The following is an 18,399-nucleotide window of genomic DNA, read 5'->3' as shown; positions in this document are numbered from 1 at the left end:
CGCCCATGTCCGCCTGCCAGACGCCCATCATCGTCGCCCTCGATTTCCCCACCCGCGAAGCCGCGCTGAAGCTGGCCGACCAGCTGGACCCAAAGCTGTGCCGGGTGAAAGTGGGCAAGGAGCTGTTCACCAGCTGCGCATCGGACATCGTCGCCACCCTGCGTGAGCGCGGCTTCGAGGTGTTCCTCGACCTGAAATTCCACGACATCCCCAACACCACCGCGATGGCGGTGAAAGCGGCGGCGGAGATGGGCGTGTGGATGGTCAACGTGCACTGCTCCGGCGGCCTGCGCATGATGGCGGCCTGCCGCGAGACCCTGGAACAGTTCAACGGGCCCAAGCCGCTGCTGATCGGCGTGACCGTGCTCACCAGCATGGAGCGCGAGGACCTGGCCGGCATCGGCCTGGACATCGAGCCCCAGGAGCAGGTGCTGCGCCTGGCCGCCCTGGCGCAGAAGGCCGGCATGGACGGCCTGGTGTGCTCGGCCCAGGAAGCCACCGCACTGAAGGCGGCGCACCCGAGCCTGCAACTGGTCACCCCCGGCATCCGCCCGGCGGGCAGCGCCCAGGACGACCAGCGCCGCATCCTCACCCCGCGCCAGGCCCTGGACGCCGGCTCCGACTACCTGGTGATCGGCCGCCCCATCAGCCAGGCCGCCGACCCGGCCAAGGCCCTGGCCGCCGTGGTTGCCGAGCTGGCCTGAGGCTCGATCGGCGCGCCCCGTGTGGTGTCGCGCGATGGTTTGTCGGGTTGCACCCGACCTACATGAGCCCCAAACGAAAATGGCCCGGACTGCACTGCAGCCCGGGCCATTTTTTATGATGCGGAAGGGTTACTTGACCTTCAGCACCAGCTTGCCGAAGTTCTCGCCGCTGAACAGCTTGCCGAGGGTTTCCGGGAAGGTTTCCAGGCCTTCGACGATGTCTTCCTTGCTCTTCAGCTTGCCGGCGGCCATCCAGCCGCCCATTTCCTGGGCGGCGCTGGCGAAGTTGGCGGCGTGGTCCATGACCACGAAGCCTTCCATGCGCGCGCGGTTGACCAGCAGCGACAGGTAGTTGGCCGGGCCCTTCACCGCTTCCTTGTTGTTGTACTGGCTGATGGCGCCGCAGATGACGATGCGCGCGCGCGGGGCCAGGCGGGTGAGCACGGCGTCGAGGATGTCGCCGCCGACGTTGTCGAAGTACACGTCCACGCCTTTCGGGCACTCGCGCTTGAGGCCGGCGGCGACGTCTTCGTTCTTGTAGTCGATGGCGGCGTCGAAGCCGAGTTCGTCGATCAGGAAGCGGCACTTGTCGGCGCCACCGGCGATGCCGACCACGCGGCAGCCTTTGATCTTGGCGATCTGCCCGGCGATGCTGCCGACCGCGCCGGCGGCGCCGGAGAGCACCACGGTGTCACCGGCCTTGGGCGCACCGACGTCGAGCAGGGCGAAGTAGGCGGTCATGCCGGTCATGCCCAGGGCGGAGAGGTAGAGCGGCAGCGGTGCGCGGCTCGGGTCGACCTTGTAGAAGCCGCGGGGCTCGCCGACGAAGTAGTCCTGCACGCCCAGGGCGCCGTTGACGTGGTCGCCCACTGCGAAGTCCGGGTGGTTGGAGGCGATCACCTTGCCCACGCCCAGGGCGCGCATCACTTCGCCCAGGCCCACCGGCGGGATGTAGGACTTGGCGTCGTTCATCCAGCCGCGCATGGCCGGGTCGAGGGACAGGTAGAGGTTCTCCACGACTATCTGGTTCGGCCCGGGCTCGGCCACCGGCTTCTCGACATAGGAGAAGGTGTCGCGGGTGGCTGCGCCGACCGGACGCTTGGCGAGCAGGAACTGGCGGTTTAGCTGGGACATGGCAGGGCACTCCGAATAGGGAAACCACCGGTTTAGTCTGCACGGCGGTGGAGGGCAAGCTTAGTCGCGGCAAGGAATGTCCGGCCATGAATGGCAATGATCATTGCGGGGGTGCTTCATCAGCAGATTGGATGCAGCACCCACCACGGACCTGATGATGCTGACGCCGAGCCCCCTCCAGTGACTAGACTCCAGCCCGGTTCCCCCATTCCAACCGAGGTTGCATAGATGAGCATGACTTTCTCTGGCCAGGTCGCCCTGGTGACTGGCGCCGCCAATGGTATCGGCCGCGCGACCGCCCAGGCATTCGCCGCCGAAGGCCTGAAGGTGGTGGTGTCCGATGTCGACGCCGCCGGTGGCGAAGGCACTGTGCAACTGATCCGCGATGCCGGTGGCGACGCCACCTTCATCCGCTGCAACGTCACCGTCGATGCCGAGGTGAAGGCCCTGGTAGAAGGCACCGTCGCCGCCTATGGCCGCCTCGACTACGCCTTCAACAACGCCGGCATCGAGATCGAGAAGGGCAAGCTGGCCGAGGGTTCCGAGGCCGAGTTCGACGCCATCATGGGCGTCAACGTCAAGGGCGTCTGGCTGTGCATGAAGTACCAGATCCCGCAGATGCTGGCCCAGGGCAGCGCCGGCGCCATCGTCAACACCGCCTCCGTTGCTGGCCTTGGCGCCGCGCCGAAGATGAGCATCTACGCCGCCTCCAAGCACGCGGTGATCGGCCTGACCAAATCGGCGGCCGTCGAGTACGCGAAGAAGAAGATCCGCGTCAACGCGGTGTGCCCGGCGGTGATCGACACCGACATGTTCCGTCGCGCCTACGAGGCCGACCCGAAGAAGGGCGAGTTCGCCGCCGCCATGCACCCGGTGGGGCGCATCGGCAAGGTCGAGGAGATCGCCGGCGCGGTGCTCTACCTGTGCAGCGACGCCGCGGGCTTCACCACCGGCCATTCCCTGGCCGTGGACGGTGGTGCCACCGCCATCTGACCCGTTGCGCGGTCATGCAGAGGCGCCTTCGGGCGCCTTTTTGCATTCTGTTACAGGTCGGGCCGGGGCTGGCCTGCGAGGCCACTATCCAGCCACGCGTCGCGTGCGCAGAATCCGCCAAGGTCCGACAAGGAGAACAACATGACCGCAAGCCCCCTGGTAACCGTCTTCCTGCCCCTGGCACTGGGCATCATCATGCTCGGCCTCGGGCTGTCCCTGACTCTGGCGGACTTCGCCCGGGTGGTGAAATTCCCCAAACCGGTGCTGATCGGCCTCGGTTGCCAGATCCTCCTGCTGCCGCTGGCCTGCTTCCTGCTCGCCAAGGGCTTCCAGCTGGAAGCAGCACTGGCGGTGGGCATGATGCTGCTGGCAGCATCCCCCGGCGGCACCTCGGCCAACCTCTATAGCCACCTGGCCCACGGCGACGTGGCGCTGAACATCACCCTGACGGCGGTGAACTCGGTGATCGCCATCCTCACCATGCCCTTTATCGTCAACCTGTCCCTGGCCCACTTCATGACTGGCGACCAGGCCATCCCCCTGCAATTCGCCAAGGTGGTGCAGGTGTTCGCCATCGTTCTCGGCCCGGTGGCCATCGGCATGTTCCTGCGCAGCCGCTTCCCCGGGTTCGCCGCGCGCATGGAAACGCCGGTGAAGATCATCTCGGCGCTGTTCCTGCTGCTGATCATCGTGCTGGCGGTGGCCAAGGACTGGCGCACCTTCGTCGACTACGCCCCGGTGGTGGGCCTGGCGGCGCTGGCGTTCAACCTCATCAGCCTGGCGGTGGGCTACTTCGTGCCGCGCCTGTGCCGCCTCAGCCAGCGCCAGGCGGTGGCCATCGGCATGGAGATCGGCATCCACAACGGCACCCTGGCCATCGCCCTGGCGCTGAGCCCGATGCTGCTGAACAACCCGACCATGGCCATTCCGGCGGCCATCTACAGCATCATCATGTTCTTCACCGCCGCCGCCTTCGGCTGGTGGGTCAACCGCGTGCACGGACGCGAGCTGACGTCGGAGGCCTGAAGGCACGTGCCAGTGTCCCGGGCTGAAGCCCGGGCTACGCGTTCGAGGGAGCGGGTAGGGTGGATGACGCTCTTTTCATCCACCAGCGGTGTTCGGCATGGCCTCGATTGGTGGACCGATGGAGTGTGCTCCACCCTACGTGGGCTCATCGTCCGTAATTGGCCGGTGGCAACGCATCGCGAATGAATTCGCACGGAGATGCGGCGCTGCGCGCCGCTTGGCGACTGAAGTCGCCCCTACAAACCCGCGGTGCAGGTCGTTGCACCGATGCCAGGCCGCCCGTGCTTCAGTTCTTGCCTGTATTCCAGTTGAGGATCACCAGGGTCAGCACCCCGGCCACCAGGCCCCAGAAGGCCGAGCCGATGGACAGCAGGCTCATGCCCGAGGCGGTGACCATGAAGGTGATCAGCGCCGCTTCGCGTTCTTTGGGTTCGTTCATCGCCACGGTCAGGCCGTTGCTGATGGAGCCGAACAGCGCCAGGGCGGCCACCGAGAGCACCAGCTCCTTGGGGAAGGCGGCGAACAGCGCGGCGAGGGTGGCGGCGAAGGTGCCGGCGATGCCGTAGAAGATGCCGCACCAGACTGCGGCGGTGTAGCGCTTGTTGCGGTCCTCGTGGGCGTGGGGGCCGGTGCAGATGGCGGCGCTGATGGCCGCCAGGTTGATGCCGTGGGAGCCGAAGGGCGCCAGCAGCAGCGAGGCGAAGCCGGTGACCGAGATCAGCGGCGAGGCCGGTACCTGGTAGCCGTCGGCGCGCAGCACGGCGATGCCGGGGATGTTCTGCGAGGCCATGGCGACGATGAACAGCGGGATGCCGATGCTGATGATGGCGGTGAAGGAGAAGCTCGGCGTGGTCCATACCGGCTGCGCCAGGGCGAAGTCGAAGCCGCTGAAGTCCAGCAGCCCCAGCGCCGCCGACATGGCGCACCCCACCAGCAGCGCCACCAGTACCGCGTAGCGCGGCTGCAGGCGCTTGAGCAGCAGGTAGCTGAAGAACATCGCCAGTACCAGCGCGGTGCGGTGCTGCGCGGCGACGAAGATTTCGCTGCCGATCTTGAACAGGATGCCCGCCAGCAGTGCGGCGGCCAGGGAGCCGGGCAGGCGGCGCATCAGGCGCTCGAAGCCGCCGGTGAGGCCGACCAGGGTGAGCAGCACGGCGCAGACGATGAAGGCGCCGATGGCCTCGTTGTAGGAGACGCCCGGCAGGCTGGTGATCAGCAGTGCCGCGCCGGGGGTCGACCAGGCCACGGTGATGGGCGTGCGGTAGCGCAGCGACAAACCGATGCTGCAGGCCGCCATGCCGATGGACAGGGCCCAGATCCACGAGGAAATCTGCCCGGCGCTGAGCCCGGCGGCCTGGCCTGCCTGGAACATCAGCACCAGGGAACTGGTGTAGCCGGTGAGCATGGCGATGAAGCCCGCCACCACCGCCGAGGGCGAGGAGTCGGCCAGCGGGCGCAGGCGGGGCAGGGCGGCGCTGGAGTCGGAAGCCTGGGTCATCAGACGGTTCCCTTGAAGTCGACGAGGATCGGATAGAGCGAGGCCACCAGCAGCAGGGCCATGCCGATATTGAAGGCACGCAGCACCCGTGGCGAGGACAGCCAGCGGCGCAGCAGGCTGCCGGCCACGGTCCAGAGCCCGACGCTGGGGCAGTTGATCAGAGCGAACAGCGCGGCGATCAGCAGGGCGTTGGTGACGAAGTTCTCCTGGGGGGTATAGGTGGTGATGGCGCCGATCGCCATGACCCAGGCCTTGGGGTTGACCCACTGGAAGGCCGCCGCCTGGAGGAAGGTGAAGGGCCGCGCGCCGCTGTCACGGCTGTCGGGGGCACCGGAGCCGGCGATCTTCCACGCCAGGTAGAGGAGGTAGGCCGCGCCCAGGTAGCGCAGGGTGGTGTAGAGCACCGGCACCTGCTCGAAGACCTGGTGCAGGCCGAGGCCGACCGCGATCACCAGGACCATGAAGCCCAGGCTGATGCCGAGCATGTGCGGCAGGCTGCGGCGCACGCCGAAGTTCACCCCGGAGGCGAGCAGCATCATGTTGTTGGGGCCCGGTGTGATCGAGGTAACGAAGGCGAACAGGGCGAAGGCGAGCAGCAGTTCCAGGCTCATGGCGGGGCACTCTTTTTGGAATGCTGGAAGCCTACGGCGTGGCGCGTTGCCGCGCCCCGTACAGCGAAGCGCGCAAAAAGCGATACAGTCGCGTGACGAGCGTGGATACAGCCAGTACTGTTCCGGTTTCGAGTTTCCCCAGGAGCCCCGCTACATGGACGAAAACCCCTACGCAGCGCCCCAGACTGACCTGGTCGACGCCCAGGCGCCGCGCGAACTGCCTGACTGGAGCCCGGGGTTGCTCAACCTGCTGGGCTGGCTGTGCCTGATCTCTGCGCTGAGCTCGGTGGTGGTGCTGGTGTTCATCTTCCTGGGGACTTCATCGGCCTCCAGGGCGCCTCGCTGGTCGCCGAATGGCTGGGTCTGGCGGTGATGCTGCTGGGCAGCTACCTGAGCCTGCGCCTGAAGGGCTTCGCCGAGGCGCGCTTCGCCGCCACCGGGCTGGGCTGGCCTACCTGGCTGGTGATCCTGGCGGGGATGCTGACCCAGGTGATGCTGATGCTGGTGAGCGACCAGTCGCTGGCCCGGCTGGGCTGGGAAATGGGGCTGTATCTGGGGCTGATGGTCGGCTACGGCGCGGTTACCGTGTGGCTGGCGGTACGCCTGCTCAAGGTGCAGAACGTCTACCCGGTGTTCCGGGTCATGGCCTGGCTGCTGCTGGTGGGCGGGGTGATGATGGCGACCGTGCTGCTGATGATGATCGCCCTGCTGCCGCTGCTGGGCTCGTCCATCGCCATGGCGCTGGTGTTCTTCCGCGGCGCCAGGGACATGGCCGGGCAGGCCTGAGTCAGGCGGCTTCTTCGCTCTCGCCCGGGCGCGCGCTGGACAATGCCTGGTTGACCTTCAGCCAGCCATCCACGGCGTCCGCCCCGGCCTCGCTGAAGGCGCGTTCCAGCAGGCGCGCCTGCTCGCGGCGCAGGCTCTTCTCCAGTTTCGAACCGTCGGCGGTCAGGCCCAGCTGGCGCTTGCGCTTGTCGTCGTCGGCGGCGGTGCTCTGCACCAGGTCCATCTCCATCAATTGGCGCAGGGGCGTGTTCAACGCCTGCTTGCTGACGCCCAGGTAGCCGAGCATCTCCTTGACGCTGAGCCCCGGGTACTTGGCGATGAAGAACAGGATGCGGTGGTGCACCCGCGACAGGCCGCGACGGGCGAGCATTTCGTCGGGCTTGCTGGTGAAGGCCTGGTAGCCGAAGAAGAAGGCTTCCATGGCGGCGTGCTGGACGGCTGGGTTTTTAAGGTCAAGCATATTGACGTATCCATCCCGGGCATCGTAATTTCGGTCAAGCAGTTTGACTCAATTTTCCCGCCTTCGCACCCGGTGACAACCCATGGCCTTCTCCGAACGCATCGCCCGCCTGAAAAGCTCCTTGATCCGTGAAATCCTTGCTGCGGCGCAGCGCCCGGAGGTGATGTCCTTCGCCGGTGGCCTGCCGGCCGAACCGATGCTGCCGAAGGTGGAGTGGGCGGACATGCCGGTGAGCATGGGCCAGTACGGTATGAGCGAAGGCGAGCCGGCGCTGCGCGAGGCCATCGCCGCTGAGGCGCAGAAGCTGGGCGTGCAGTGCGACGCCAGCCAGGTGCTGATCGTCAGCGGCTCCCAGCAGACCCTGGACCTGGCGTCCAAGCTGTTCATCGACCCGGGCACCGAAGTGCTGCTGGAGGCGCCGACCTACCTGGCCGCCCTGCAGGCCTTCCAGCTGTTCGGCGCCGATTGCATCGCCGTGGCCCAGGAAGCCGACGGCCCCGAGCTGGCCTCCCTGCGCCAGCGCCTGGAGCAGCACAAGCTGGCCTTCGCCTACCTGATCCCGACCTTCCAGAACCCCTCGGCCGTGCGCTACAGCGAAGCCAAGCGCGATGCCGTGGCGGCGCTGCTGGACGAGTTCGGCGTGACCCTGATCGAAGACGAGCCCTACCGTGAGCTGGTGTTCGACGAAGGCACCGCTACCCCTATCGTCAGCCGCCTGAAGAAGGCCAGCTGGATCTACACCGGCACGGTGTCCAAGACCCTGCTGCCGGGCCTGCGCGTGGGCTTCCTGATCGCCAGCCCGGACCTGTTCCCCTACCTGCTGCGCCTGAAGCAGTCCGCCGACCTGCACACCAACCGCATCGGCCAGTGGCAGGCCCTGCAATGGCTGGGCACCGAGCAGTACCGCGAGCACCTGGCCGAACTGCGCGACTTCTACCGCCAGCGCCGCGACGCCATGCAGGCGGCGCTGGAAGAGCATTTCGCCGACCTCGCCACCTGGCAGATTCCCCAGGGCGGCCTGTTCTTCTGGCTGGCGCTGAAGCAGCCGCTGGACACCCGTACTCTGCTCAAGCCGGCGCTGGAGCAGAACGTCGCTTTCATGCCGGGCGAGCCTTTCTTCATCGACCCGGACCAGCATCCCGGCTATCTGCGTCTTAACTTCAGCCATGTGGCACCCGAGCGCCTGGGCGAAGGCCTGCAGCGCCTCGCCGGGGTCATCCGTCACGCACTGGCCGCCGAGGCCGCCTGATCGAGGAGTACGACATGTACAAGGTTCACGGCGATTACATCTCCGGCAATTGCTACAAGGTCAAACTGATCCTCACCCTGCTCGGCAAGCCCTACCAGTGGGTGCCGGTGGACATCCTCAAGGGCGAGACCCAGAGCGAGGCCTTCCTGGCGCTGAACCCCAACGGCAAGATCCCGGTGCTGGAACTGGAAGACGGCACCACGCTCTGGGAGTCCAACGCCATCCTCAACTTCCTCGCCGAGGGCAGCGACCTGCTGCCCAGCGAGCCGCGCCTGCGCACCCAGGTGCTGCAGTGGCAGTTCTTCGAGCAGTACAGCCACGAGCCCTATGTGGCGGTGGCGCGCTTCATCAAGCTCTACCAGGGCATGCCCGCCGAGCGCGAAGAGGAATACCGCACCTGCCTGGTGCGGGGCTACAAGGCGCTCAAGGTGATGGAACAGCAGCTCTCGCGCACGCCGTACCTGGTGGGCGAGCAGTACTCCATCGCCGACATCGCCCTCTATGCCTACACCCATGTGGCGGAAGAGGGCGGTTTCGACCTCTCGCGCTTCCCGGCCGTACTGGCCTGGATGGACCGCGTGGCCAGCCACCCGAAACACGTGGGCATGCTGGGCTGACGACACACCACGAGGCAGGGAGGCCCGCAGATGACGACGCCATCGCTCAATGGCCCGCGCGTCGGGCTGCGCCCCTTCAGGGCCGACGACGCGCCCGAGGTCCAGCGCCTGGCCGGTGACCCGGCCATCGCGGCGACCACCGCGACCATTCCCCATCCCTATCCCCTGGAACTGGCCCAGGGCTGGATCGCCAGCCTGGAGCCTGGCTACCCGCAGCGCCCGCGCATCACCTGGGCCATCGTCCGGCGCGAAGACGATGCGCTGCTCGGCTGCATCAGCCTGATGGGGCTGCGAGCTGGCGCCGAATCCGGCGAGCTGGCCTACTGGATCGGCAAGCCTTACTGGGGCCAGGGCTACATGCAGGAGGCCGCACGCCTGGTGCTGGCCCACGCCTTCGAGGTGCTCGGCCTGGCCTGGGTGGAGGGTTACTGCCTGGCGCACAACCCGGCCTCGGCGCGGGTGATGACCGGCATCGGCCTGCAGCCCCTGGGGCAGCGCTTCCCCCGCGAGTTCCGTGGGCGCGAGGAGACGCTGCTGGGCTTCCGCCTGGACATGGCGCACTGGGCGACCCTGGTCTAACGTGGCGACATCGGCCCGCGACGAGCCAGGCAGGGAGAGACCCATGAAATACACAGGCGGCTGCCATTGCGGCCGGATCGCGTTCGAGGTGGATGGCAGCCCGCTCGCCGAAGTGATGGAGTGCAACTGCTCGCTGTGCAGCAAGCGCGGCTACCTGCTTTGGTTCGTGCCACGGGCGCAACTGACGCTGTCGACCCCGGACACGGACCTGTCCACCTACCGCTTCAACCGCATGCACATCGCCCATCACTTCTGTGCCAACTGCGGCTGCGCGCCCTTCGGCGAGGCGGCCGATCCCCAGGGTAATGCCATGGCGGCGGTGAACGTGCGCTGCCTGGAGGGCGTCGACCCCGACACCCTGAAGGTGGTGAAGGTGGATGGGCGCAGCTTCTAGCCCGCTTGGTTCAGGCAAGACGAAGTGCTGCACCCGGCTCCGCCGGACTTGTGTGCGAATTCATTTGAACGTGGGAAACCACGTCCTTGGGGCGTGGTCATGAGTCATCGGCTCTGCCTGTGACGATTTGAATTGAGAGCCCTACAGGATGAACGCGTGTCGTAGGGTGTGCCGTGTGCACCTCCGCGCGGTGCTTCCGGCGAGTCAGAGGTGCGCGCAGCACACCCTACGTCCGGAGTGAGCGGCGGCTGCAGGTTCCGAGGTCTGATTGCGCCCCTTTCTAGGGGGCCAAAAAGCAAAACCACGTGGACTTTTACTCGCGAGAAGAGCCCATCTTGAATCCTGAAACCCGATAAACGAAAAAACCGGCCGAGGCCGGTTTTTTCATGGGCGCGCGACTCAGCGGATCAGGCTGAGGAACTCGCTGCGGGTCGCGGCGTTCTGGCGGAACTCGCCGAGCATCACCGAGGTGACCATGGAGGAGTTCTGCTTCTCCACGCCGCGCATCATCATGCACATGTGCTGGGCTTCGATGACCACGGCGACACCGGCGGCGCCGGTGACCTGCTGCACGGCCTCGGCGATCTGGCGGCTGAGGTTTTCCTGGATCTGCAGGCGGCGGGCGAACATGTCGACGATGCGCGCGACCTTGGACAGGCCCAGCACCTTGCCGCTCGGCAGGTAGGCGACGTGGGCCTTGCCGATGAAGGGCAGCAGGTGGTGTTCGCACAGGGAGTACAGCTCGATGTCCTTCACCAGCACCATTTCGCTGTTGTCGGAGCTGAACAGCGCACCGTTGGTGACTTCCTCCAGCGTCTGCTCGTAGCCGCGGCAGAGGTACTGCATGGCCTTGGCGGCACGCTTGGGGGTGTCCAGCAGGCCTTCGCGGGAGACGTCCTCGCCGAGCTGGCCGAGGATCGCGGTGTAGTGTTGCTCGAGTTTCTGATTGCTAGATTCCATGGGGCTTCCAGGGGCTAGTGGAATATCAGCGTGCCCTTCGTGGGCCTCCCTTCCGGGGCCGCACCGCTTGCCCATCGTTGGTGGGCTCGGGACAGCTTTTGCACGCTATGGCCGGATCGAGTGGCGATAGAGGCGGGCATCATACCCGCCATGACGCTTCGGGTCGCGTCGGTGAAGCGGCCATTGTACTGCGGGCGCCGTTGCGCCCGGGTATCCGTATGCGCCATGCAAGGGCTCAGGCGGCGACGGCGCCTCGGCTGAAGTGCAGGTAGGAGCCCTTGAAGCGCTCGCCATTGGCCAGCATGCAGTCGGCGTGGCTAATGTCCATGCCGTAGCCGAGCTCGGCCATCTCGTCATGGAAGACCTGCTGGCCCTGGCGATCCGGGTCGACCAGCAGCACTTCCACGGAACTCGCGGAGTGGCGGTCGATGAAGTCGGCCAGGTCGGCCTGGTTGTCATGGTCATAGAGCAGGTCGCTGCCGATGATCAGGTCGAACTCGCCGAACGCTTCGGTGCCGCCCCAGTCGCAGGTTTCGTAGCGCATCGGTGGCAGGCCGTTGAGGCGGGCGTTCTCGGCGAGGAAGGTGGGGATCAGCGGGTGGATGTCGCTGGCGGTCATGTCACCGCCGCGCTGGTGGCCCACCAGGCTGGCCAGGCAGAGCCCGGCGCCGACTTCCAGCACGCGCAAACCGGTGAGGTCGCGGGTCGCCATCGTCTGGGCCAGCGCTTCGCCTGCCGGCCACACCTGGCCGAACAGCGCCCAGGTATCGGCGGTGATGCCCAGGTCGGCAGCCTCGCCCAGCGGGTCGTGGAACTGCTCGGCATCCAGCAGCGATTGCATGTGGAAGTCCCTGCCGCCCACCCGGAAGGTACTGGTCTTGATCAGATAGCCTGGCATGTCGCTCCGCTGCGCTGAAAAAAGAGAAGGCAAAAAAAAGCCCCGGAAACCCGGGGCTTCTTTCGAGGCGGGGGTTAGACCACCTGAACTTGCTCGGCTTGCAGGCCTTTCGGGCCTTTGGCGACGAGGTAGCTCACCTGCTGGCCTTCAGCCAGGGATTTGAAGCCGGCGCTTTCGATGGAGCGGTAGTGAACGAAGAGGTCCGGGCCTTCCTGGGGGGTGATGAAGCCGAAGCCTTTTTCATCGTTGAACCATTTGACGGTGCCGGATTGACGAGTGGACATGATGTATCTCCAGGGAAATGTAATGGCATCGACGCCGGGACATCCGGGTCGAGACTGAGGGCGAAAGCGAAAGAAGCCGAGGAGATGAAAGATTGAAATCGTTACATCAGGTCAGAAATCGCAATGACACGTTGCATCCAGTGCGCCCACCATACTCCTCTTGCCGGAATAACCCAGATTTATTTTTATCGGTGCGCTGTCAGGGGCGTTCGGGAGGGAAGAAAAGGCCGCCATCAGTTGAATTTGGGGGGACCGATGGCGGCCCTACAGCAAGCCCTCAGCAGGGCTTCCAGAGGATAGTGAGGCTCCTGCCGAGCGCCATCGCCGCCCGTCGCCGGGCATGGGCAGCGTCATTCGGCCGAGGGTGGCGGCAGGCGTTCGGCCCAGGTTTCAGCCCACTCGGCGAGGGGCAGGCAGCGCTGGATCAACTCGTCGCCATTCTCGCTGAGCCGATAGCCGGCATCCCCCAGGTCGACCAGCAGCGCCTGGCGCAACTCGCCCATGCGGGTATTGAGCACGGAGGGCGAGAGGCCTTCGCAGCGTGCCTGGAGCTCACGGAAGGTGGCCGGGCCCTGGTGCAATTCCCAGAGGATGCGCAGGCTCCAGCGACGGCCGAGGAGGTCCAGCAGGGCCATGATCGGGCGGCCGCTGGTGGAGCCGCGAACCGGTTTGCCGGGGAGGGGAAGGGGCATGATCGGATTCCTTGCTACTTTTTTAGTAGCAGGCGAAACGCTTTGCTGCTACGTTTTGCGTAGCGTAACAGCCCGACAGGAGATCCGGCCATGAGCACTGCGCGTATCCAACCCCTCGATGCCCCCTATGACCCGGCCGTGCAGGCCGCCTTCGACAAGGTCATGCCGCCCGACGTGCCGCCGCTCAAGCTGTTCCGCAGCATGGCGCGCAACCCCCGCGTACTGCAGCGCCTGATCGCCGGCGGCCTGCTGGACCCCGGCAGCATCACCCTGCGCGAACGCGAGGTGTTGATCCTGCGCACCACCGCCCGCTGCCGGGCCGAATACGAATGGGGCGTGCACGTGGCCTTCTTCGCCGAGCGCGCAGGGTTCAGTGCGGAACAGGTGGCGGACAGCTGCAGCGAGCGGCCTGACCCGGCGCTCTGGAGCGCGGCCGAACTGGCGCTAATGGAACTGGCCGATGGGTTGAACCGCTCGGCGCAGGTGGGGGAGGGGCTGTGGCAGCGGCTGGCCTCGCACTTCGGCGAGGAGCAGTTGATCGAGTGCCTGATGCTGGTCGGCTTCTACCACGCGGTGTCGTTCGTGGTGAACGGCACCGGCGTGGAGCGGGAAGCGGGGGTGCCGCGTTTTCCGCGCTGACTACTCGTCGCGGCCTTCGAGCATGGTGCGGCGCAGCATCACATAGACTGCGCCGGTGCCGCCGTGGCGCGGCAGGCAGGAGGTGAAGCCCAGCACCTGCGGGTGCTGGCGCAGCCAGGTGTTGACGTGGCTCTTGATCAGCGGGCGCTTGCCATCCAGGCGTGCGGCCTTGCCGTGGGTAATGCGCACGCAGCGGATTTCGAATTTCGCCGCTTCGGCGAAAAAGTCCCACAGGGTTTCGCGGGCTTTTTCCACGCTCATGCCGTGCAGGTCGAGGCTGCCTTCGAAGCCGATCTGGCCCAGCTTGAGCTTGCGCATTTGGCCTTCCTGGACGCCGTCGCGGGCCCAGTGCAGTTCGTCCTCGGCGCCGACATCGATGACGAACAGGTCGGAGAGGCCGTCCACCTTGGTCGATTCGGTTATCTGGGTCGCATTCTGGCGCAGGCTGGCGACCTGCTTGCGGTCGGCCTTCGGCTTGCCGGTGTCGGCGCGGTCGTGCTGGATGCGCTTCACACCACGCATCTGCTCGTTGAACAGGGAAAAGTCGTCGTCTTGCATAAGGCCTCCACGAAGGAGGCCTAGTTTACCCAGCGCCTGGGCGTCAGTCGCGTTTCTTCATCAGCCCGGGGGACAGGCTCAGGTCGTTGCGGCGGCGCGAACGGCGGCGGGCGATGCGCCAGCCGGCGACGCCGAACCAGAGGCACAGCAGGCCGATCACCAGCAGGGTCACGGCGGAACCCGTGCTGTCATTCAACGTACCCAGCGCCGGCGGGCGGCCGAGCAGGGTGGCGGCGCCGGCCATGGCGAGCAGGATGCCAAAACCGGCGACCAGCGCAGCGAAGGCCGCGGCGATACGCCAGCGCCAGCTGCCCGGCCCACGTGGACGCAGGCGGCGGGCATCGAAACCATCGGATAACTTCATCCGGACGTCCTCATTGGCAATCGGGCGTATGACCGGCGCCTGTCAGCGGGGTTCCGGTCGTTCGCCCGATTGGATGTCGCGAGATGTGTAGCGCTCAGGCTCAGGCCAGGGCGCGGGCGTGGGGCACGACGCTGGCGAAGTTATCGGCGAGGGCGATGACTTCGACGCGGTGCATCTCGTCGGCGCTGATCACGCCGCCATCGAGCGTGGGCAGGTCGCGGGTGGCGCAGGCGGCGCTGACCAGGGTGCAGCGGTAGCCGTAGTCCTTGGCGGCACGCACGGTGGTGCTGACGCTGGAATGGGTCATGAAGCCGCAGACCACCAGGTCCAGGTGGCCGATGTCCTGCAGGCGGTCATGCAGCTCGGTGCCGGCGAAGGCGTTGGGCAGGCGCTTCTCGACCACGGTCTCGCCCGGCAGCGGGGCGACTTCGGGGAGGTGCTGGCCACGTTCGCCCTGGGGGTCGAGCAGGCCGCCGGGAACGCCCAGGTGCTTGACGTGGACCACGGCGCTGCCGATGGCGCGGGCGGCTGCCAGCAGGGTGGCGATCTCCTCCAGCGCGGCATCCAGGCCGGGCAGGGCGAGAACGCCGCTGCGGTACTCCTCCTGCGCGTCGATGATCACCAGGGTGGCGTTGTTCAGGCTGGCAGGCGGGTAGCCGCGGCCACTCAGTTGGAACATGGATTTGGGGGCGGACATGCGAATCTCCGGTACGGCTTTGTCGGCCATTGTCCGCCGAGCGGAGCGATAAGTGAACCATGTCGCGCAACTGACTTGTCGATCGCCGGGCGGCCGTGCACTATCGGTGTGTTTCGCAGGACGCGAAGCCCCCCGCAGAAGGAGCTGCCCATGCCCGATTTCTCTGAGGTCCCCGCTTATTTCTGGTTGCTCTTCGCCTTGGCCGTGTCCATCGCGGTGATGCGCGAGTTGCGTAGCGAGCGCGAGGAAGAGCCCGGCCCGCCAACGCGTCGCAAGCCCTGAGCCGACGGGTGTAGAATCACCCACCCGAGTTTTCTGAGGTCGTCTTCGTGTCCGAGTCCCGTTTGCGCACCCTGCGTGATCACATCCGCTGGGCGGTCAGCCGTTTCCATGCGGAAAACCTGTTCTTCGGTCATGGCACCGACAACGCCTGGGACGAAGCGCGCCAGCTGGTGCTGGGCGCGCTGCACCTGCCTTATGAAGTGGCCGACAGCTATCTCGATTGCCGCCTGGAAGACGACGAGCGCGCCCACGTCCAGGCGCTGCTGCGCCGCCGCATTCTCGAGCGCGTGCCGGTGGCCTACCTGCTTGGCGAGGCCTGGTTCTGCGGCATGCCCTTCGTGGTGGACGAGCGCGTGCTGGTGCCGCGTTCCCCCATCGCCGAGCTGATCCAGCAGAGCTTCGAACCCTGGCTGGCCGCCGAGCCCGCGCGCATCCTCGACCTGTGCACCGGTTCCGGCTGCATCGGTATCGCCGCGGCCCATGCCTTCCCCAATGCCGAAGTGGTGCTGGCCGACCTGTCCTTCGATGCGCTGGAAGTCGCCAACCTGAACATCGAGCGGCATGACCTGGAAGACCGCGTCTTCACCGTCCAGGGCGACGGTTTCGAGGGGCTGCCGAACCAGCGTTTCGACCTGATCCTGTCCAACCCGCCCTATGTGGACGCCGAAGACTTCGCCGACATGCCCGAGGAGTTCCAGCACGAGCCGGCCATGGGCCTGGCCTGCGGCGACGATGGGCTGGACCTGGTACGCCGGATGCTGGCCGAGGCCGCCGACCACCTCACCGAGCGCGGGACGCTGATCATCGAAGTGGGCAACAGCCAGGTGCACGTCGAAGCCCTGTACCCGGAAGTGGACTTCACCTGGCTGGAGTTCGCCCATGGCGGCCACGGCGTGTTCCTGCTCAGTGCCAGCCAGTGCCGCGAGCACCAGGCGCTGTTCCGCTCGCGCCTGAACGGCTGAGCCACGGCAAGTCCGAAAGCCCGTCCCCGCCAGGCGACGGGCTTTTTCGTGCCTGGGCATTTGGGGGGACGTAGGGCGGGTGAAACCCGCGTGTCGGGTTGCACCCGACCTTCAGGCCCTGCCTCGCATTGCGTGCGTGGGTAACGCGCAGGCTCAGTGGGTGGCGATCCAGATCAGCAGCCCGGCCTGGAACACCGCGAACACCACCAGGCAGGCGATGGTGAAGCGCAGGCCGCTGTCCTCGCGCTGGAAGGCGTTGACCCGATCCTGCAGCTTGCGGATCTCGATCTCCTGCTGGTGCAGGTTGTGGTCGGCCTGCTGGAGCATGGCGGCGGCGTCGAGCATGTCGACGACCTGCACCTTTTCCTTGTTCCAGTCCTCGTGCAGCTCGCTGACGCGCCCGGCACGGTATTCGGCCTTGAGCTGCAGAGCGTCGAGGTAGGTGACCTCGAACCCCTGGGCCTTGAGGAAGTGATCGCGGCGCAGGCGGAATTCTTCGGCCACCGCGTCCTTGGCCGCCAGGGCGCCGCCTTCGACCTTGTAGTGCGGCCAGTGGCGCCGGGCCCAGCCGATGCCGCGTGCCAGCAGGAAGCGGCCCAGGCCACGGTTCTGCGGTTCCAGCTGCAGGCCGCTGTCGGCGCCGAAGCGCACCTCCTTGCTGCGGTGGTCGGCCCAGACCTCGAACAGGTTCTGCTCCTTGCGCACCCGCTGGCCGGGCAGGTGCAGGCTCAGGTGCAGCACGCTCTGGTCGGCGCTGTGGCGTTCCACCTCGCCGAACTGGACGAAGCGCAACGGCCGCGCGCCGGTCTGCCTGTCGGTGGGCAGCGGGGCCAGGCGCAGCAGCTGGAAACGCTCCGGCTCCAGGTCCGTCCACGGGTGTGGCTGGGCTATGGGTTCGGTGGTTTCCGTCTGTTCGGTTTCGTCTTCGGTCATCGAGCACAATCCTGTGGCTGGGCGCAGCGGGCCCCATGGCGGCGCGCTGACCTGTCCCTTATCGGCTGCTTTTGCCGTCGCTGGAGGGCAGCCGCTCGATGAAGGCGACCAGGCGCTCACCGAGCTCGCGGGCCAGGGGCAGGCCGGGGGAATTATAGGTGGCGAGCGGGTCGCGGGCATCCGCCGGGGTGATGCGCAGGATGTGGTTCATGCCAGGGATGATCGCCAGCTCGGCGTCCGGGCGGATCGCCTGCAGGGCGCGGGCGTCGCCCACGCTCACCTGGATGTCGTGGCTGCCCTGGACGATCAGCGCCGGCACCTTTACGGCGGTGAAGGCGGCGGCCGGGTCCTTGGCGAACAGCGAGATGAGGTAGGGCTGCACGCTCGGGCGATAGAGCACCAGCAGTGGCTTGGGCACGCGCAGCACCTGATGCCCGGCCTTGAGGCTGGCGAGGATTTCGTCGCTGCGGGCCATCAGCGGCGGTGGCAAACGCTGTTGCAGCTGTTCACGCAGCAACTGGTCGATGGGGCGGGCGCTGCCGGCGATGGACACCAGCGCGTCGGCCCCGGCACCCGGCGCGGCCAGGCTGGCGATCAAGGCGCCCTCGCTGTGGCCGATCAGCACCAGGCGCGAGAAGCGTGGGTCGGCCTTCAGCTTGTGACCCCAGGCCACCGCATCGGCCACATAAAGGTCGACGCTCAGTTGCCGCTCGTCGGGGCCGGCGGCCTGGCTCGCGGCGATACCGCGCTTGTCGTAGCGCACGCTGGCAATGCCGTTGCGCGCCAGCAGCTCGGCGAGCTTCTTCAGGCTGTCGTTGCGCCCGCCCATGGGGTTGTTGCCGTTGCGGTCGGTGGGGCCGGAGCCGGCCAGCAGCAGCGCCACCGGCACAGGCGCGTCGGTCTTGGGCCGCAGCAGGGTGCCGTGCAGCGTGCCGGTGGCGGTCTCCAGCTCGATGGGGCGCTGCAGGATGGTCCAGGGTGCGGCCAGGGCGGTGCCGGTGAGGGTCAGGAAGAGGAGGGCGAGCAGGGGGCGGAGGCGTGGCATGAAGGGTTCCAGGTACGGCGATGTGGCTTGGACG

At 66.8% G+C, this 18,399-nt stretch carries 25 protein-coding genes; 12 read left to right on the top strand and 13 right to left on the bottom strand.

The window, feature by feature from the left end:
• Nucleotides 1-5: 5 nt before the first annotated feature.
• Nucleotides 6-704, top strand: coding sequence for an orotidine-5'-phosphate decarboxylase (gene pyrF, locus PSm6_RS29720; RefSeq protein WP_021220672.1), 699 nt, complete (start codon nt 6-8; stop codon nt 702-704).
• 129 nt (nt 705-833) lie between these two features.
• Here the strand turns inward: pyrF and PSm6_RS29715 are convergent, their stop codons facing one another.
• On the bottom strand, nt 834-1,838 hold the full coding sequence (locus PSm6_RS29715) for an NADP-dependent oxidoreductase (RefSeq protein ID WP_021220671.1): 1,005 nt from the start codon (nt 1,836-1,838) through the stop codon (nt 834-836).
• A 228-nt stretch (nt 1,839-2,066) separates the two neighbouring features.
• On the opposite strand from PSm6_RS29715, the gene PSm6_RS29710 reads away from it, so the two are divergent.
• Nucleotides 2,067-2,831, top strand: coding sequence for an SDR family oxidoreductase (locus PSm6_RS29710; RefSeq protein WP_021220670.1), 765 nt, complete (start codon nt 2,067-2,069; stop codon nt 2,829-2,831).
• A gap of 141 nt (nt 2,832-2,972) precedes the next feature.
• Nucleotides 2,973-3,857, top strand: coding sequence for a bile acid:sodium symporter family protein (locus tag PSm6_RS29705; protein ID WP_021220668.1), 885 nt, complete (start codon nt 2,973-2,975; stop codon nt 3,855-3,857).
• Between the two features lie 286 nt (nt 3,858-4,143).
• Here PSm6_RS29705 and PSm6_RS29700 read toward each other — a convergent pair whose 3' ends face one another.
• Complete coding sequence (locus PSm6_RS29700) at nt 4,144-5,355, bottom strand: benzoate/H(+) symporter BenE family transporter (protein ID WP_021222683.1); 1,212 nt, start codon at nt 5,353-5,355, stop codon at nt 4,144-4,146.
• Nucleotides 5,355-5,966: a LysE family translocator gene (locus PSm6_RS29695; protein WP_021222682.1), complete on the bottom strand. Its 612-nt coding sequence runs from the start codon at nt 5,964-5,966 to the stop codon at nt 5,355-5,357. The genes PSm6_RS29700 and PSm6_RS29695 overlap by 1 nt, the downstream gene beginning before the upstream one ends.
• Nucleotides 5,967-6,120: 154 nt before the next feature.
• Between PSm6_RS29695 and PSm6_RS29690 the strand changes: the two genes are divergently transcribed.
• Nucleotides 6,121-6,339, top strand: a complete 219-nt coding sequence (locus PSm6_RS29690) for a hypothetical protein (protein WP_265169143.1) — start codon at nt 6,121-6,123, stop codon at nt 6,337-6,339.
• Nucleotides 6,339-6,752: a hypothetical protein gene (locus tag PSm6_RS29685; RefSeq protein ID WP_265169142.1), complete on the top strand. Its 414-nt coding sequence runs from the start codon at nt 6,339-6,341 to the stop codon at nt 6,750-6,752. The genes PSm6_RS29690 and PSm6_RS29685 overlap by 1 nt, the downstream gene beginning before the upstream one ends.
• Nucleotide 6,753: 1 nt before the next feature.
• On the opposite strand, the gene PSm6_RS29680 is transcribed toward PSm6_RS29685, so the two are convergent.
• Entirely contained in the window at nt 6,754-7,212 is a 459-nt protein-coding gene (locus PSm6_RS29680) for a MarR family winged helix-turn-helix transcriptional regulator (RefSeq protein WP_031289025.1), read from the bottom strand.
• 82 nt (nt 7,213-7,294) lie between these two features.
• Here PSm6_RS29680 and PSm6_RS29675 point away from each other — a divergent pair, with 82 nt between their 5' ends.
• From PSm6_RS29675 to PSm6_RS29660, 4 genes are read left to right on the top strand one after another with little or no spacing between them, the layout of a single operon-like run.
• Nucleotides 7,295-8,461, top strand: a complete 1,167-nt coding sequence (locus PSm6_RS29675) for an aminotransferase-like domain-containing protein (protein ID WP_265169139.1) — start codon at nt 7,295-7,297, stop codon at nt 8,459-8,461.
• A 14-nt stretch (nt 8,462-8,475) separates the two neighbouring features.
• Nucleotides 8,476-9,078, top strand: coding sequence for a glutathione S-transferase family protein (locus tag PSm6_RS29670; protein ID WP_021222678.1), 603 nt, complete (start codon nt 8,476-8,478; stop codon nt 9,076-9,078).
• Between the two features lie 30 nt (nt 9,079-9,108).
• The gene (locus tag PSm6_RS29665; RefSeq protein ID WP_021222677.1) at nt 9,109-9,657 is read left to right on the top strand and encodes a GNAT family N-acetyltransferase; all 549 of its coding nucleotides are present in this window, start codon (nt 9,109-9,111) and stop codon (nt 9,655-9,657) included.
• 43 nt (nt 9,658-9,700) lie between these two features.
• A complete protein-coding gene (locus PSm6_RS29660; protein ID WP_021222676.1) occupies nt 9,701-10,051 on the top strand; it encodes a GFA family protein in 351 nt (116 codons plus the stop codon).
• A 399-nt stretch (nt 10,052-10,450) separates the two neighbouring features.
• Here PSm6_RS29660 and folE read toward each other — a convergent pair whose 3' ends face one another.
• The 4 genes from folE to PSm6_RS29640 all read right to left on the bottom strand — a co-directional run bounded on the left by folE (nt 10,451) and on the right by PSm6_RS29640 (nt 12,885).
• Nucleotides 10,451-11,011 carry a GTP cyclohydrolase I FolE gene (folE, locus tag PSm6_RS29655; protein WP_021222675.1) on the bottom strand — a complete coding sequence of 187 codons (561 nt, stop codon included), beginning with the start codon at nt 11,009-11,011 and terminating at the stop codon, nt 10,451-10,453.
• 235 nt (nt 11,012-11,246) lie between these two features.
• Nucleotides 11,247-11,909: a class I SAM-dependent methyltransferase gene (locus PSm6_RS29650; protein ID WP_021222674.1), complete on the bottom strand. Its 663-nt coding sequence runs from the start codon at nt 11,907-11,909 to the stop codon at nt 11,247-11,249.
• A gap of 74 nt (nt 11,910-11,983) precedes the next feature.
• Nucleotides 11,984-12,193 carry a cold-shock protein gene (locus PSm6_RS29645; protein ID WP_021222673.1) on the bottom strand — a complete coding sequence of 70 codons (210 nt, stop codon included), beginning with the start codon at nt 12,191-12,193 and terminating at the stop codon, nt 11,984-11,986.
• A gap of 350 nt (nt 12,194-12,543) precedes the next feature.
• Nucleotides 12,544-12,885, bottom strand: a complete 342-nt coding sequence (locus PSm6_RS29640) for a winged helix-turn-helix transcriptional regulator (RefSeq protein ID WP_265169135.1) — start codon at nt 12,883-12,885, stop codon at nt 12,544-12,546.
• A gap of 90 nt (nt 12,886-12,975) precedes the next feature.
• Between PSm6_RS29640 and PSm6_RS29635 the strand changes: the two genes are divergently transcribed.
• Nucleotides 12,976-13,524, top strand: coding sequence for a carboxymuconolactone decarboxylase family protein (locus PSm6_RS29635; RefSeq protein WP_265169134.1), 549 nt, complete (start codon nt 12,976-12,978; stop codon nt 13,522-13,524).
• Here PSm6_RS29635 and PSm6_RS29630 read toward each other — a convergent pair whose 3' ends face one another.
• The 3 genes from PSm6_RS29630 to PSm6_RS29620 form a co-directional block, all read right to left on the bottom strand.
• Complete coding sequence (locus PSm6_RS29630; protein WP_043244135.1) at nt 13,525-14,082, bottom strand: Smr/MutS family protein; 558 nt, start codon at nt 14,080-14,082, stop codon at nt 13,525-13,527. It lies immediately after the preceding gene.
• 43 nt (nt 14,083-14,125) lie between these two features.
• Complete coding sequence (locus PSm6_RS29625; protein ID WP_021222669.1) at nt 14,126-14,446, bottom strand: hypothetical protein; 321 nt, start codon at nt 14,444-14,446, stop codon at nt 14,126-14,128.
• Nucleotides 14,447-14,546: 100 nt separating this feature from the next.
• Nucleotides 14,547-15,143 carry a cysteine hydrolase family protein gene (locus tag PSm6_RS29620; protein ID WP_021222668.1) on the bottom strand — a complete coding sequence of 199 codons (597 nt, stop codon included), beginning with the start codon at nt 15,141-15,143 and terminating at the stop codon, nt 14,547-14,549.
• Between the two features lie 150 nt (nt 15,144-15,293).
• Between PSm6_RS29620 and PSm6_RS29615 the strand changes: the two genes are divergently transcribed.
• Both PSm6_RS29615 and prmB read left to right on the top strand, forming a co-directional pair.
• Nucleotides 15,294-15,425 (top strand): hypothetical protein, encoded by a 132-nt coding sequence (locus PSm6_RS29615; RefSeq protein ID WP_021222667.1) that lies wholly within the window; start codon nt 15,294-15,296, stop codon nt 15,423-15,425.
• Nucleotides 15,426-15,472: 47 nt separating this feature from the next.
• Complete coding sequence (gene prmB, locus PSm6_RS29610) at nt 15,473-16,387, top strand: 50S ribosomal protein L3 N(5)-glutamine methyltransferase (RefSeq protein ID WP_031289021.1); 915 nt, start codon at nt 15,473-15,475, stop codon at nt 16,385-16,387.
• Nucleotides 16,388-16,540: 153 nt separating this feature from the next.
• On the opposite strand, the gene PSm6_RS29605 is transcribed toward prmB, so the two are convergent.
• Nucleotides 16,541-17,320, bottom strand: a complete 780-nt coding sequence (locus PSm6_RS29605; RefSeq protein WP_021222665.1) for a hypothetical protein — start codon at nt 17,318-17,320, stop codon at nt 16,541-16,543.
• A 58-nt stretch (nt 17,321-17,378) separates the two neighbouring features.
• Nucleotides 17,379-18,365, bottom strand: coding sequence for an alpha/beta hydrolase (locus PSm6_RS29600; protein WP_021222664.1), 987 nt, complete (start codon nt 18,363-18,365; stop codon nt 17,379-17,381).
• Nucleotides 18,366-18,399 lie beyond the last annotated feature (34 nt).

Source organism: Pseudomonas solani (genome assembly GCF_026072635.1).
Lineage (GTDB): Bacteria > Pseudomonadota > Gammaproteobacteria > Pseudomonadales > Pseudomonadaceae > Metapseudomonas > Metapseudomonas solani.
This window is presented reverse-complemented; position numbering and strand designations above follow the sequence as displayed.